Origin of the sequence: Sedimentibacter sp. (assembly GCF_032080165.1) — a bacterium.
GTDB lineage: Bacteria > Bacillota > Clostridia > Tissierellales > Sedimentibacteraceae > Sedimentibacter.
This window is the reverse complement of record NZ_DAMASY010000004.1, coordinates 59,637-74,518: the sequence shown is the minus strand read 5'-3', so window position 1 is coordinate 74,518 and position 14,882 is coordinate 59,637. Positions and strand designations below refer to the sequence as shown.

Annotated in this window: 12 protein-coding genes and 1 other RNA gene; 10 read left to right on the top strand and 3 right to left on the bottom strand. The window is 35.4% G+C overall.

What is annotated here, in order from left to right:
* Position 1 precedes the first annotated feature (1 nt).
* The 10 genes from ispF to RT412_RS06810 all read left to right on the top strand — a co-directional run bounded on the left by ispF (position 2) and on the right by RT412_RS06810 (position 12,200).
* Positions 2 to 484 carry a 2-C-methyl-D-erythritol 2,4-cyclodiphosphate synthase gene (gene ispF, locus RT412_RS06855; protein ID WP_313345229.1) on the top strand — a complete coding sequence of 161 codons (483 nt, stop codon included), beginning with the start codon at positions 2 to 4 and terminating at the stop codon, positions 482 to 484.
* A 135-nt stretch (positions 485 to 619) separates the two neighbouring features.
* Positions 620 to 2,053 carry an AAA family ATPase gene (locus RT412_RS06850; RefSeq protein WP_313345232.1) on the top strand — a complete coding sequence of 478 codons (1,434 nt, stop codon included), beginning with the start codon at positions 620 to 622 and terminating at the stop codon, positions 2,051 to 2,053.
* A gap of 89 nt (positions 2,054 to 2,142) precedes the next feature.
* A non-coding RNA gene (gene ssrS, locus RT412_RS06845) (6S RNA) lies at positions 2,143 to 2,317 on the top strand.
* A 108-nt stretch (positions 2,318 to 2,425) separates the two neighbouring features.
* Positions 2,426 to 3,424, top strand: a complete 999-nt coding sequence (locus RT412_RS06840) for a LacI family DNA-binding transcriptional regulator (protein WP_313345235.1) — start codon at positions 2,426 to 2,428, stop codon at positions 3,422 to 3,424.
* Between the two features lie 147 nt (positions 3,425 to 3,571).
* Positions 3,572 to 4,024: a hypothetical protein gene (locus RT412_RS06835; protein ID WP_313345237.1), complete on the top strand. Its 453-nt coding sequence runs from the start codon at positions 3,572 to 3,574 to the stop codon at positions 4,022 to 4,024.
* Between the two features lie 14 nt (positions 4,025 to 4,038).
* Positions 4,039 to 5,451, top strand: coding sequence for an aminopeptidase (locus RT412_RS06830; protein WP_313345239.1), 1,413 nt, complete (start codon positions 4,039 to 4,041; stop codon positions 5,449 to 5,451).
* A 224-nt stretch (positions 5,452 to 5,675) separates the two neighbouring features.
* Positions 5,676 to 6,146: an NAD(P)H-dependent oxidoreductase subunit E gene (locus tag RT412_RS06825; RefSeq protein WP_313345402.1), complete on the top strand. Its 471-nt coding sequence runs from the start codon at positions 5,676 to 5,678 to the stop codon at positions 6,144 to 6,146.
* A gap of 38 nt (positions 6,147 to 6,184) precedes the next feature.
* The gene (gene nuoF / locus RT412_RS06820) at positions 6,185 to 7,987 is read left to right on the top strand and encodes an NADH-quinone oxidoreductase subunit NuoF (protein WP_398439148.1); all 1,803 of its coding nucleotides are present in this window, start codon (positions 6,185 to 6,187) and stop codon (positions 7,985 to 7,987) included.
* Between the two features lie 13 nt (positions 7,988 to 8,000).
* Positions 8,001 to 11,450 carry an FAD-dependent oxidoreductase gene (locus RT412_RS06815; RefSeq protein WP_313345242.1) on the top strand — a complete coding sequence of 1,150 codons (3,450 nt, stop codon included), beginning with the start codon at positions 8,001 to 8,003 and terminating at the stop codon, positions 11,448 to 11,450.
* Positions 11,451 to 11,597: 147 nt separating this feature from the next.
* Positions 11,598 to 12,200, top strand: a complete 603-nt coding sequence (locus RT412_RS06810) for a methyltransferase (protein ID WP_313345244.1) — start codon at positions 11,598 to 11,600, stop codon at positions 12,198 to 12,200.
* 98 nt (positions 12,201 to 12,298) lie between these two features.
* On the opposite strand, the gene RT412_RS06805 is transcribed toward RT412_RS06810, so the two are convergent.
* The 3 genes from RT412_RS06805 to RT412_RS06795 all read right to left on the bottom strand — a co-directional run bounded on the left by RT412_RS06805 (position 12,299) and on the right by RT412_RS06795 (position 14,859).
* Positions 12,299 to 12,742: a polymer-forming cytoskeletal protein gene (locus tag RT412_RS06805; protein WP_313413118.1), complete on the bottom strand. Its 444-nt coding sequence runs from the start codon at positions 12,740 to 12,742 to the stop codon at positions 12,299 to 12,301.
* 103 nt (positions 12,743 to 12,845) lie between these two features.
* Entirely contained in the window at positions 12,846 to 13,901 is a 1,056-nt protein-coding gene (locus RT412_RS06800) for a peptidoglycan DD-metalloendopeptidase family protein (RefSeq protein ID WP_313345250.1), read from the bottom strand.
* A gap of 121 nt (positions 13,902 to 14,022) precedes the next feature.
* Complete coding sequence (locus RT412_RS06795) at positions 14,023 to 14,859, bottom strand: YihY/virulence factor BrkB family protein (protein WP_313345253.1); 837 nt, start codon at positions 14,857 to 14,859, stop codon at positions 14,023 to 14,025.
* Positions 14,860 to 14,882: the final 23 nt, after the last annotated feature.

The following is a 14,882-nucleotide window of genomic DNA, read 5'->3' as shown; positions in this document are numbered from 1 at the left end:
TATGAAAATCGGAATAGGTTATGATGTGCATGCATTAACATTAAACAGAAAATTAATAATCGGAGGAGTGCAAATACCATACGAAATGGGACTTTACGGTCATTCCGATGCGGACGTATTGATTCATGCCGTTATGGACAGCTTGTTAGGCGCCATGGGTCAGGGAGATATAGGAAAAATGTTCCCGGATACAGATGACAAATACAAGGATGCCGACAGTAGAGTGCTTTTAAGGCAAGTTGTAAAGCATATGAAAAATAACGGCTTTAAGCTATGCAATTTAGACGCGGTGGTTATAGCGCAAAAACCAAAAATGAGTCCTTTTATAGAAGAAATGAAAAAGAATTTGGCTTGTGATATAGAAACCGACATATCAAATATAAATATTAAAGCAACAACAACAGAAAAGTTGGGCTTTGAAGGCAGAGGAGAAGGTATAGCCGCACAGGCGGTTTGTTTATTGGAAGATAAGGAAAAACATTGAAATCTATCTATATATTAAGTATATCCAAACATATATCCAAATGATACAATGTATAAGTAATAGAAGAGCAATAGACAGGCAATTGATAATCAATAGCTAATCGATTGCTTATCAATCGTATTAGGGGGTATAAAGATGGATAAATTTCAGATAGCAGGAGTAATCGCTGTGCTGATTTTTGTAATTTTACTGTTACTGAAAAATAAAAAAACGGCACAAAAAGAAATAAATAAATTAAATGAAATAGAATACGTAAGTTCATCAAACATGAAATTTGATGATGTGGCAGGAAACTACGAAGCAAAGGACAGCTTGCAGGAAATAGTGGATTTTATTAAAAATCCGGAAAAATACAGCAGGTTCAATGCAAGAATGCCAAAAGGAGTTCTTTTATACGGGTCCCCCGGTACGGGAAAAACATTGATGGCCAAGGCATTGGCGGGAGAAGCAGGAGTTCCTTTCTATGCAGTATCCGGTTCCGATTTCGTACAGGTTTATGCCGGATTAGGAGCGGGAAGAATCAGAAATCTGTTCAAGAAAGCCAAAAAGTCAGGAAAAAGCGTAATATTTATTGACGAGATTGATGCCATAGGCAAGAAAAGAATGAATGGCAACATGAGAGGAAGCGATGAAGGAGACAGGACGCTTAATGCACTTCTGACAGAAATGTCAGGATTCGGTGATGATTCCGGAACCGTTGTGATAGCTGCTACTAACAGAATTGACACATTGGACTCGGCTCTTTTAAGACCCGGAAGATTTGACAGACAAATAGAAATAATGCTCCCTGACAGAAATGCAAGAAAAGATATATTAAGCTTATATTTATCGAAAAAAAAAGCAAAGCAGGATATAGACATAGAAGAAATTGCTGATTTGACAGTATATTTCAGCGGTGCGATGATAGAGAATTTAGTTAATGAGGCAGCTTTATCAGCAATAAGGGAAAATGCCGATGAAATAAACAAAGAACATATAAATAAAGCTTATCTTGAAGTTATAGCCGGAACAGAGAAAAAGAATTTAACTGAAAACAATAAACAAAAAGTTGTGACCTCTTACCATGAAGCAGGACATGCTTTTATATCAAAATATTTGATGCCTGACAACAAGGTTATAAGAATATCTGTAATTCCAACCAGCAAGGGTGCGGGTGGTTATACATTAAGCACTCCTAACGGAGCTGAGGTTATAACTAAAAAGCGAATAAAAAATCAGCTTGCCGTCTTAATGGCAGGACGAGTTGCCGAAGAAATATTTTTCGGCAAAGAAAATATTACTATCGGGGCACAAAATGACATTGAAAAAGCAACTTCATTAGCGGTCGATTACATCGCACGATATGGAATGGATGATGACAATTCATTTGTGAATTTAGGTGTTTTAGCGGAAAAACTTAATATTCCGCTTAATTCTGTAGAAAAATCAGTTAAGAGTCTGTCTGCTGAAATTTATGGGGATGTTGTAAAAATAATTGAAAATAATAAGGAAAAGATAGAAAAAATAGCAAAGCATTTAATGGAAAAAGAAGTTGTTTACGAAGAAGAATTAAATGTAATATTATCTTAAATTATAGGGTAAAATAGTAAAAATTGCATGCGGCAGCTGTAAAATACAGTTGAAGAAATCCATAAATCGTGCTATAATAATACTACTAAAAAGGCCTGCAGAGTGCGGAAGCTTATTAATTCAACCGACATATTGTAAAAGGGAATTCGTGTTTAAGTGCAGATGACATGCCTGCTTTGACGGGAAGTCAGAACCACTTAACAGAAATCCCACCTGCTTAGATGCGGGTGTGAATTAAAGGCTTGCGGCTCACGCGGGTTATTTTTTTGTTAGGAAAATCAGGAAAAAACGATTGATTATTATATAAAATATGTATATAATGTTAATATAAATTAGGAAAAACGAAAAGATAAATTTTCACAGGAGGTAAAAATGGTTACGATAAAGGATGTTGCTCGACTTGCGGAAGTATCGATTTCAACTGTTTCAAGAGTTATAAATGATTCTAAACCTGTAAGTCCCGAAGTAAGAAGAAAAGTATTGAAGGTTATTGAAGAAACAGGATATAAACCAAACGATGTGGCAAGAAGCTTGGTTACAAGAAGGTCCTATTTAATAGGTGTCATCATAAACAACCTTGCACAAAGCTACGTTGCAGATATAGTAAGAGGAATTGAAGAAATAGGGAAAATGTATGGCTATGACATTCTTCTGTGCAGCAGTTATTCAAGTAAAGAAACTCAGGAAAAATACTTGCAGCTTTTAGACAGAAAGCAGGCAGAAGGTTTATTTCTTGTAGGAAACAAGTTTGATGATGAAATTATTGATATTGCGAAAGGATTTAATAAACCTTGCATTTATTTTACGAGAAATGTTCGTGAAGATATGAATCATATTTCTATTGACTGCAACGCAGCAATATTTGAAATGACTAATTACTTAATTAAAGAAGGACATAAAAAGATTGTTTATGTTTCTGATTTCGAAGACAGGACAACAGTAGAAAACGACAAAATTTCCGGATATTTAAGAGCAATCGAGGAAAGTGATTTAGGATATTCCAACATATACGTTGTCGGAGGAAACAAGCATGGAAAAGCATATGAGCTTGGAAAATCCATTGTAAAAGATGTAAAAGATTTTACTGCGGTTGTTTGCAGCAATGATGAAATTGCAATCGGAATTATGGACAGTTTCATTGATAACGGTATAAAGGTTCCCGATTCTGTTTCTGTTGTAGGTTTTGGAAATATAAGAGAAGGCAAATTCGTAAGACCCGAACTAACAACTATAGGTGAGCCATACTATGATGTTGGTGCGGTAGGAATGAGAATGCTTATTAAAATGATAAAAGGTGACAAAACTCAGCAAGGCTTGATGGAGCTGCCATTTACTATTGAAAAGAGGAAAAGCGTTAAATCTTTAGTGTAAATTTAGAATTTAAGCTGATTTATCGATGACATTATTTGTTGAAATTAATAGAAAATTTGATAAGGTACATTGACAAATAGTGCTAACATAAGCCATATAATCCCTCTATAATATATAGTGTTAATTTATATTGTAGGGGGATTACCAATGAAAAAAAGATTTATTTACCTAATGATTGTTACAATGCTTTTCAGTTATATTTCAATAGGCGGTCTTGAATATCACCAAGAAATAACAAGTATCGAATATCAGTTAAATCAGCGTATTGAAATAATGAATGAGTTCCTTTATGGATTTAAGGATATGAACTTATTAAAGGAAAAGTTAACGAATATTGAAAGAGATAAATTATTGGATAATGATACTGATATACTGCAAAAGATTGCAGATAATCCAACCGACTTTGAGCTTGCCATGAGCGTAAAGGTTGATAAAATTCACAGTGTAGAACGCACCGAAAAGGGAATAAATATAAATGCAGATTTAAATTGGCAGATGAGCGGTTATGACGGCGAATTTAACATGGTTAGAAATTATGATATAAAATGTATTGAAGAAGATAAACAAATGTATTTGACCTCTTTGGTGATACAAAATTAATAATAGGAGTATATATGGAGAACAAACTTTTTTATAAGAAGCATTTTATTTGGGAAAAATTAAACAATGATGAAAGGACAGAAGTTTTTGCGATAGGCGATGATTACAGAAAATTCATGGATGCTTCAAAGACTGAAAGACTATCTATAAAAGAAATTGTAAAAAGAGCTGAAGCAAATGGCTTCGTTAATTTTGAAAACATAAAAGAAGTAAGACAGGGTGACAAGATATATTATATCAATAAAGAAAAAAATGCCGTGCTTACTGTGGTAGGAAAAGAAAAAATTGAAAATGGAATGAATATAGTAGGTAGCCATGTTGATGCACCTCGTATAGATATAAAACAAAATCCATTGTATGAGGAATATGGTATTTCTTTATTAAAAACTCATTACTACGGCGGTATCAGAAAATATCAATGGGTTACAATTCCTCTTGCTATGTATGGCACAGTTGTTAAAGCTAACGGGGAAATAGTAGATATAGCAATCGGAGACGATGAAAACGACCCGATATTTTATATAACAGATTTACTTCCACATTTGGCTAAAGACCAAAACGACAAAAAGCTTTCGGAGGCAATTGAAGGGGAAAGCTTAAACGTTATAATCGGTTCGTTGCCTGCTGATTGTACAGGAAATGATGATGAGGACGACAAGGATAAGAAATTTAAATACAATGTTTTGAAAATTATTAATGAGAAATATGGAATGATTGAGGAAGATTTCCAAACTGCCGAGCTTGAAATAGTACCGGCAGGAAAATCAAGAGACGTAGGAATAGACAGAGGCATGATTGCTGCCTACGGTCACGATGACAGAGTATGTGCATATACGTCTTTAAAAGCAATTTTAGAGGTTGAAAATATAGATAAAACGGCAGTTGCCTTATTTGTTGATAAAGAAGAAATAGGCAGTGTAGGAAATACAGGTATGCATTCTATGTTCTTTAACAATATGATTGCCGAATTAATTGCTTTGCAAAACGACGGTGTTTACAGTGAATTGTCTTTAAAAAGAGCTTTATCAAACAGCAGTATGCTTTCATCAGACGTAGCAGCAGGTGTAGACCCTACATACTCTCAGGTTTCTGAAATCCAAAACTCACCTATAATGGGCAAAGGTGTTGCGATGGTAAAATACTCAGGCAGCAGGGGTAAATCAGGAGCCAGCGATGCAAATGCAGAATATATAGGGAAACTCCGAAAATTATTTAATGAAAATAATGTAGTATGGCAGCCGGCTGAGCTTGGAAAGGTAGATCAGGGCGGCGGAGGAACAATTGCATACATTATGGCAAGCTACAATATGGATGTTGTTGACCTTGGCGTCCCTGTTCTCAGTATGCATGCACCATACGAAATAATTTCAAAAACAGACCTTTACATGACATATAAAGCGTACAAAACATTTTATAATAATTTTTAAAACAATTAAACGAAGCTTTGTTATTCTGAACGCATAATGTCATTCTGAGCGACGTGGAATCTCCATTCGAAGAGAGATTCCCACTACACTCAGAATGACTTTTTTATTTTGGGTACGTTATCCAGACTTTGTTATTTTGTTATTCATTGACTTTTTATATACCAGAATATATAATTATTGTGTCATAAAATTTTGAGGAGGGACTTAAATTGCAAAACGATTTCATGCAATTAAAGGAAAAAGAATTTGCGGAATTGAAAGAATATATTAGTTCTGTAAAAAATGTACAGGGTATTTTAATGCAAACATTGCAAAAAGCTCAGGAAATATTTGGTTATTTGCCATTAGAAGTGCAAAAGTTCATTTCAGACGAAACAAACATTCCTTTAGCTGATATTTATGGTGTAGTAACATTCTATACTCAATTTACAATAGAAGAAAAAGGCAGACATACAATCGGAGTATGTTTGGGAACTGCCTGCTACGTAAAAGGTTCTCAAGAAATAATTGATAAGATAGCTGACGAGTTAGATGTTAAGGTCGGACAAACTACGGATGATAAATTGTTTACTCTTGAAGCAACAAGATGTTTAGGATGCTGTGGCTTAGCACCTGTAATGGTTATAGACGAAGATGTTTATGGCAAAGTTGATTCCAAGAAAGTACCTGAAATTATAGCTAAATACAGAAATTAGGAGGTGCAAACTTGAAGACATTAAATGAATTAAAAAATATGAGAGATGAATTTGCTAAAAGCTTAGATAGTAATAAAAAAGAAGATGAAATAAGAATCGTTGTAGGTATGGCCACATGCGGCATATCAGCCGGAGCAAGACCTGTGCTTGATACACTTGTTAAAGAAGCCGAGCTTAAAAATTTAAGCAATATAAAGGTTGTTCAAACAGGATGTATAGGAATGTGTGTCTATGAACCGATAGTTGAGGTTTATGAACCAAACAAAGAAAAGGTAACCTATACTCATGTAGATACGGAAAAAGCTAAAAAAATAATTGACGAATTTGCGGAAAAGGCTGAAGAACCTGTAGAAAGTACATCCTTAATGGATGGAAATTTCTATAAAAAACAAAAAAGAATTGCTTTAAGAAACTGCGGTTTTATAGATCCTGAAAACATTAACGAATATATTGCAAGAGACGGTTATACTGCTTTAGGTAAGGCACTTACCGAAATGACCCCTGATGAAGTTATTAAGCTTATGAAGGATTCAGGTCTGAGAGGAAGAGGAGGAGCAGGCTTCCCGACAGGAGTTAAATGGGGATTTACCGCACCTAACAAGGCTGATCAGAAATATATAATCTGTAATGCTGATGAAGGAGACCCGGGTGCATTCATGGACAGAAGCGTTCTTGAAGGAGACCCTCACGCTGTTTTAGAAGCAATGGCAATAGCAGGATATGCAATCGGTGCGACAAAGGGGTATATTTATGTCAGAGCGGAGTATCCTGTAGCGGTTAAGAGATTGGAAATAGCAATCAAGCAGGCAAAGGAACTCGGACTTTTAGGTAAAAATATATTTAATTCCGGCTTTGATTTTGAAATAGAAACAAGATTAGGTGCAGGAGCATTCGTATGCGGAGAAGAAACTGCCTTAATGCAATCCATCGAAGGTAAACGAGGCATGTCAAGAGTTAAGCCGCCATTCCCTGCACATAAGGGACTTTGGGGAAAACCATCATGTATAAACAACGTTGAAACATTGGCTAATATACCTCAGATTATCAATGGAGGACCGGAATGGTTCAGAAGCTTCGGTACTGAAAAATCTCCGGGAACAAAGGTATTTGCTTTAGGCGGCAAGGTTGCTAATACAGGACTTGTTGAAGTACCTATGGGAACAACATTAAGAGAAGTTATCTATGATATAGGCGGCGGATGCCCTGACGGAAAAGAATTTAAGGCGGTTCAAACCGGAGGTCCATCAGGAGGCTGTTTAACCAAAGATCATCTTGATACACCTATCGAATACGAAACTTTGATGGCAGTTGGCTCAATGATGGGTTCAGGCGGTATGATAGTAATGGATGAGGACAACTGTATGGTTGACATCGCAAGATTTTTTCTGGAATTTACAGTTGATGAATCCTGCGGCAAATGTACTCCGTGCAGAGTCGGTACTAAGAGAATGCTGTCAATTTTAGAAAAAATTACTGAAGGTAAGGGCACAATGGAGGATTTGGAAGAGCTTGAAAGCTTAGCAAAAAGTGTTAAGGATTCATCTCTTTGCGGTCTTGGACAAACAGCTCCGAACCCTGTATTATCAACATTAAGATATTTCAGAGATGAATATATTGCCCATGTTATTGATAAAAAATGTCCGTCTAAACATTGTAAAGCATTATTAACATACGAAATTGATAAAGATAAATGTACAGGATGTACCTTATGCGCAAGAAAATGTCCTGTAAAATGCATAGATGGCACTGTTAAGAATCCTCATGTCATCAATCAGGAAGCGTGCATTAAATGTGGTAATTGCTACAGCGTATGTAGATTCGGCGCAGTAGAAAAGAACTAAGAAGGAGGATAACATGTCAATAGTTAAACTTAATATAAACGGTATAGAAATTTCAGCAGAACAAGGAAAAACAGTATTACAGGCAGCTTTAGAAAATAATATTGAAATTCCGCATTTATGTTTTGATGAAAGATTAGAAGTATACGCAGGCTGTGGATTGTGCTTAATTGAAATAGAAGGACAGCCAAAGACTGCAAGAGCATGTGCTACACCCGTAGCCGATGGATTGGTAGTCAGATCAGACACCCAAAAAGTTGTGGAAGCAAGAAATACAGCGCTTAATTTACTTGTATCTCAGCATATAGGTGACTGTAAACCGCCATGTACCTTGAATTGTCCGGCAGAAACCGACGTCCAGGGATATGTTGGATTAGTTGCAAACAAGCAACCCTTAGAATCATTAAAATTAATAAAAGAAAGATTGCCTTTGCCGGCTTGTATAGGCAGAGTCTGTCCACATCCCTGTGAAAAGGCATGCAGAAGACAGCACGTTGAAGAATCTGTATCCATTGCATGTATTAAGACATATGCGGCAGATTACGATTTAAATTCTGAAAAACAATATATACCAAGCTTAAAACCGTCTACAGGAAAGAAGGTTGCAGTAGTAGGAGCAGGTCCTGCAGGCTTGTCAGCTGCATATTTCTTACTTCGAGAAGGTCATGGGGTAGAAATATTCGAAGCAATGCCTAAACCGGGCGGAATGCTGAGATACGGCATACCTGAATACCGTCTTCCTAAAGATGTGGTTGATGCAGAGGTTGCCATCATCGAAGAAATGGGAGCAAAGATTAATTACGGAGTAAAAATCGGGGACGATATGTCTTTAGAATATTTGCAAAATAATTATGATGCCGTATTTTTAGGTATAGGAGCATGGAAAAGCTCACCTATGAGATGTGAAGGCGAAAACCTTGAGGGAGTATTGGGAGGTATTGATTTCTTAATCAACGTAGCTGAAAATAAACCCGTTAAAATAGGTAAAAAGGTTATAGTGGTAGGCGGCGGAAACACTGCAATGGACGTTGCAAGAACAAGCATCCGTCTTGGTGCAGAGGAAGTAAGAGTAGTTTACAGAAGAACTGAAAGCGAAATGCCTGCCGAAAAAATAGAAATTAAGGAAGCAAAGGAAGAAGGAGTTATATTCTCATTCCTTTCAGCGCCCGTATCAGTAGAAGGCGGCGACAAGGTTACCGGCTTAAAATGTGAAAAGATGGTTCTTGGAGAGAAGGATGCATCAGGCAGACAAAAACCTGAACCGACAGGAGAATTTGTAACCTTTGAAGCAGATACAATCATAGCGGCAATCGGTCAGGAGGTTGATTGCGGAAATATAAATGTAGCGCAAGGAAGAAAGAAAAACATTCAAATTAATGAAGAAACATTCGAAACAAACCTAAGAGGAGTGTTTGCAGGCGGGGATGCCGCAACAGGTCCTAAGATTGCTATTGAAGCAATTGCACAGGCATTGCATGCATGCGAAGCAATAAACGGCTATTTAAACGGAGAAATTATTCCTTACAAGAAATTACCTTTAGTATATACCGAAGTTTCTAAAGAGGATTATAAGGACAGAGAAGCAGTGCCGAGAGTACAACACAGAACTGTTGAGCCGGAACTCAGAAGAGTAAACTTCCAGCCGATTCTTCCGACTATGACGGAAGAAGAAGCAGTAAGAGAAGGACAGAGATGCCTTGAATGCGGATGCAAGGATTACTTCGAATGTGAGTTGGTTGATTATATTAAAAAGTATGAAATAGATACCGTAAAATATCATGCAGAAGATGAAAAGAAACAAAAAGAAACAGATCATCCTTTCATATCTCAAAATGTTGACAAATGCGTGCTTTGCGGATTGTGTGTAAGAACGTGCAGCGAGGTTGTAGGAGCTAATGCTTTAGGTTTCGTTGAAAGAGGAAATGCGACATTTGTAGCACCTGCATTTGAACAGGAATTAAAATTAACCGAATGTATTTCATGCGGTCAATGTATAGATGTGTGCCCAACAGGTGCATGGCTTGACAGAAGAGGAAACATTAAGGAAATTCCGCTTAATTTAGTTCAGACCAAGTCAGTGTGCAGCTACTGTTCGGTTGGATGTGATGTAGTTTACGAGCATAAAGACAATATAATCTACCAGGCAAGCAGCCCTAAAGAAAGTGAAATCCCGTTGTGCGGAAAAGGTAAGTTTGGTATTGAGCATATAAACAATGACAACAGGTTGCTAAATGCTAAAGCAAAGATAAAAGGAAATCAAGAAGAAATAGCACTGAACATTGCATTGTTTGAAACAGCTAAACGTCTGAGAAGCATACAAAACATGTACGGTGAAGATAAGGTTGCGTTTGTTGTATCACCGAAATTAACAAATGAAGAATTGTTAACTATAAAATCAATAGTTAAAGAATTAGACAGCCACTATAAGGGTTCATTTACAATAGATGAAGAGCCGGGCATCGAGAGCGTTTTAGGCAAAAATCAATCGACCATAGATTTTGAACAATTAGATGCCGCTGATTTAATAGTTTCCGTTGGACAATTATACGAGCATCATCCTTCAATGGGTATGAAGCTAAGAAGATTATCCAATGACAGAAGCATTATATCTTGCTCAACAGAGCCGACTAAAGCAGACAAGTGGGCAATTAAAGCCGATGTAAGACACTATGAAGCATTCTTTGCGGGTGTGCTGAAGGCATTGATAGATAAAGGTGTCATCAAAGCCGAATTATTAAGCAAGTATCCAAACGGCGATAAATTATTAAGCGCTGTCAAAGATATTGAAGTATTGCAATCTGCCGATATGGTTGCAGAAAGTATCAAGAAGGCTAAAAAGCCGATTATAATTGCAGATTCCAATACAGTTGACAATAAAGCGTTAAAGGTATTAGCCGATATAACATTATTGTTAGGGAACGACAATAAGCCACACAGAGGATTTATAGTGCTTAAAGCAAAATCCAACAGCCAGGGTGCCTGGGATATTGGATTTAAAACGCCGGGTGAGGAAATCAGAAAGTCAATTATTAACGGTAATATGAATGGCTTGGTTGTTGTAGGTGAAGACATATTGTCAAATGACAAGGAATTAAAAGAAGCTGTAAATAAGCTTAAATTCTTTGCTGCATTCGATATTATGGAAAATGAAACAACATCAGCTGCAGAATATGTACTTCCTTTAAACAGCTTGGCTGAATCTCAGGGAACGGTAATAAGTGCAGACGGTACAGTTAAAAATGTCGTTGAAGCATTTAAGCCGTTAACAGGAATGTCAAATGCTGAGATGTTTAAAACAATAGCTGAATTATTGAATGCTAAACCGGCTGAAAAATGCAGGAAGGTATACGAAACAGAGCTTTATGTTCCAATATTCGGTAATAAAGAAAAGGAATATAAAATCTTTGATACGGTTGAAAAAGCATATTTAATGAATTTAAAAGCAAACTGCATAAATGCTAAATAGGTATTTGTAATATTAATGGAGATTCTTCACGGGACTTTGTCATTCCGAGTGAAGCGAGGAATCTCCTTTTTCTTTTTTCTGATTATTCTTTAATAATCGGTAAAAATAAGCTATAATAAAAATATTAAAAAACATTCGGAGAGAATAATGGAACACTATTTTAATCAAAATCCATCAACAGAAAAGGAAATATATAAATTTGACTGGAACATAGGACAGGACAGATTTTATTTTTATACGAGCAACAGCGTTTTTTCAAAAAGCGGCATGGATTTTGGCTCAATGCTTTTAGTTGAAACGGTTTTAAATGAAAATGAAGGCTTTTCGGGAAGCTTACTGGATTTAGGATGCGGTTATGGTCCCATAGGCATTATTATCGCCAAGCTATTAAATAAGACCAACGTTACAATGTCGGACGTCAATGAAAGAAGCTTAGAGCTTTGTGCCATGAATGCAAAAGAAAACAAGGTCGACGGCAGAACAAAAATAATTAAATCATCCGGTTTTGAAAATATCAATGATAAATATGACATTATAGTAACCAATCCGCCCATAAGAGCAGGCAAGGATGTGGTATTTTCATTTTATGAAGGAGCTTACGAGCATTTAAATGAGGGCGGTAAGCTATATGTTGTTATACAAAAAAAGCAGGGCGCCCCAAGTACTAAAGCAAAAATAGAAAGCTTGTTCAATAATTGCGAAACAGCAAACAAAAAATCAGGGTACTTCATTTTCCGCGCAGAAAAATGATGGGGGGACGCAATTTTTTAATGCGTTTGCCGTAAATTAAATTGCGGCGAACGCATTAAAATCTCAAAATTTAAATTTAGATGTTTATTAAAAGAGTATCAATTAATTTTTTTGTTGCTTTTATTGTCAATCTTATTTTTTTTATCGTCATTTGTCAGATTATCAGTCTTTATTGGTTCAAACTTTTTTCTAGTGCATTTACCTGAAAACGTAGAACCTTCATCCATAGACAATATGCTCACTTCGATGTCTCCATTAACAATTCCGGTTTCCTTAATATGCATCTTGCCTTTACAAAACACATTGCCGGTTATTTTTCCTGCTACTATTATATTATCACAGTTGATATCTCCTTTAATATCAGCGCTTTGACCTAAATATAGACTTTCAGAATCTAAGATGCCTATTATCGTACAATCAAGTCTTATATTGCCTGTAGATTTAAATTTTCCATCTATTGTGATATTAGATGATACTATAGTATCTAATTTTTCTTCGTTGAATTTAATTGTAGATTCGTTTTCTTTAGTTATTCCAAACATTTCATGTCCATGCATCGTTTCATAAAAACCCATGTATTTTGGGTCTGATGCCTATCCTTTCTTTATATATATTTATAATTTTATTAAGCTTTTCTATTAAAAATTATTCGTTATATTTTAAATAATCAGCTATTTCAAGAGGATTAATTAATTTTCCATATAGGTATATCTCATAATGAAGGTGCGAGCCATAGCTTGTACCAGTATTTCCGATTAAACCTATAAGGTCTCCCTGATTAATCTCAGCTCCTTGTTCAACCAATCTCTTTGACATATGCGCATATCTGGTTCTAAACCCATTCTTATGCTCAATCAACACATAGTTTCCGTAGCTATTGTTGTATTTTGATTCTATAACTCTACCATTGCCGGCTGCATATATTTCTGTTCCGGTAACATTTGCTATATCCAGTCCCCTGTGAAACTTTCCCCACCTTTGTCCATATGTTGATGTAATTCTTCCTTGAGTCGGAAATTTAATTGGAACATCTTTCAAATACTGTTTTCTATCCTCCGCACTACTTAAAAGCTCCTCAAGATCCCCCTTAGTCCCTGCTATAAGCTTGTCTATTTTTTCAAAGTCATCATCATCTCTAAGTTCAGAAGTTTCTTTGACTTGATTTTCAAAGCTTCTAAGTCCTGACATGCTTCTGCTCATTGTGGTCATTTTTATTGGCAGATAAGCTAACTGTCCTATATTGCTTAAATCCTTTGCTGATTTTTCAGTCTTTTTTTCTAAACTTTCATCAACCTTCTCTTCATCAGCAGGCAAACCCACAATATCTTTTATTTCATTGATTGAATCCTGCAAGCACTCAATTTCATCTATGGCACTTTCAACCATTTGAGTTTTATAATCTAAAGAGCTCTTTAAGCTTTTGTTTTCAATATCAACTTGAATTTTATCAATTTGTAGTCTTTGTATTTCCTTTTCTAAATTCGCTAAGCTATCATCTAATCTCATCTTTAGACTATAGGTATTGTATGAAAATATTGAAATTCCTGCAATAGTCAATACAAGCACGGATAAACCCGTATATACAACCCATTTTGATATAGAAAGGTTTATAGGCTTTTCTGATGTTAAAAACATAATAAAATGCAATTTAGAATTTTCATATTTCTTTTTAACTTTTTTCTCTTTGTTAAAAGTAAACATAGATCCTCTTCTAATTCTTACACTAAAATTGTAAGATATATTCAAAATTGTGAAAATTTTAATAACATTGTTATATTATATAACATATTACATAAAATAACAATGTTTTTTCTACTGTATTTTATTTCTGTACCTTCTTCTGTCTGTTTTTCCCTACAAAATAATTAATCTCTGCACCGGTTAAGAAGATTATGGACATAATGAAAATCCACAATAAAAAAATTATCACACCTGCTAAGTTGCCGTAGATGGTATCATAATACATTGTCTTGGTTCCTATGTAATAGGAATAAGCAGCTGAGCCGGAAATTATACCTATGGTTGCAAATGCCGCACCCGGAAACACAAATGAAAATTTAACTTTTTCATAGGTCAGATATTTATACGCAGCAGAAAAAATTAAAAACATCAATGAAAACGGCAGTACGTATCTGAAAATATGAATCAGTGAAAAAATAATTTCTGATAATAGTGTTACATTTTGCATTAATGTAATAATTTCATTTCCTAAAACAATCAGTGCAAAAATAATTTGCAGTATTACCATAATAGCAAATGAAAAGATGATTCCTTCTAATCTCATGAAAAAATAGTTTCGATTAACTGTGAAGCCGTATGCTCTGTTTATTCCGGCAATAATTGTGGCACTCCCTGCAGTTGCGGACCATAACAGAATAAGTAAGCTTGAAGATATGTATGGCTTGGCGCAGCTGTTTACTGATTTAGCGACTATGCTGTAAACTATTTTATAAACATCCGCAGGCACAATTGATTCTATGGAATGCAATATTTCATATATAAAGTAGCTGTAGTTACACAATATTGAAATTGATAAAATAAGGAACGGAAAAATACCCAATATTATATAATAAGAAAATTGGGCACTTAACTCGAATATATTATCCTCCTTCATTTTAGAAAGCAGCTTAACAATAAATACGAAAAATTTTTTAATCATAATACACCCATTTTTAAATGTCA

Bases quoted from the DNA above. Each gene is read 5' to 3' on its own strand.
- ispF (WP_313345229.1), top strand. From the start codon at position 2: ATGAAAATCGGAATAGGTTATGATGTGCATGCATTAACATTAAACAGA.
- RT412_RS06850 (WP_313345232.1), top strand. From the start codon at position 620: ATGGATAAATTTCAGATAGCAGGAGTAATCGCTGTGCTGATTTTTGTA.
- RT412_RS06840 (WP_313345235.1), top strand. From the start codon at position 2,426: ATGGTTACGATAAAGGATGTTGCTCGACTTGCGGAAGTATCGATTTCA.
- RT412_RS06835 (WP_313345237.1), top strand. From the start codon at position 3,572: ATGAAAAAAAGATTTATTTACCTAATGATTGTTACAATGCTTTTCAGT.
- RT412_RS06830 (WP_313345239.1), top strand. From the start codon at position 4,039: ATGGAGAACAAACTTTTTTATAAGAAGCATTTTATTTGGGAAAAATTA.
- RT412_RS06825 (WP_313345402.1), top strand. From the start codon at position 5,676: ATGCAATTAAAGGAAAAAGAATTTGCGGAATTGAAAGAATATATTAGT.
- nuoF (WP_398439148.1), top strand. From the start codon at position 6,185: ATGAGAGATGAATTTGCTAAAAGCTTAGATAGTAATAAAAAAGAAGAT.
- RT412_RS06815 (WP_313345242.1), top strand. From the start codon at position 8,001: ATGTCAATAGTTAAACTTAATATAAACGGTATAGAAATTTCAGCAGAA.
- RT412_RS06810 (WP_313345244.1), top strand. From the start codon at position 11,598: ATGGAACACTATTTTAATCAAAATCCATCAACAGAAAAGGAAATATAT.
- RT412_RS06805 (WP_313413118.1), bottom strand. From the start codon at position 12,742: ATGTTTGGAATAACTAAAGAAAACGAATCTACAATTAAATTCAACGAA.
- RT412_RS06800 (WP_313345250.1), bottom strand. From the start codon at position 13,901: ATGTTTACTTTTAACAAAGAGAAAAAAGTTAAAAAGAAATATGAAAAT.
- RT412_RS06795 (WP_313345253.1), bottom strand. From the start codon at position 14,859: ATGATTAAAAAATTTTTCGTATTTATTGTTAAGCTGCTTTCTAAAATG.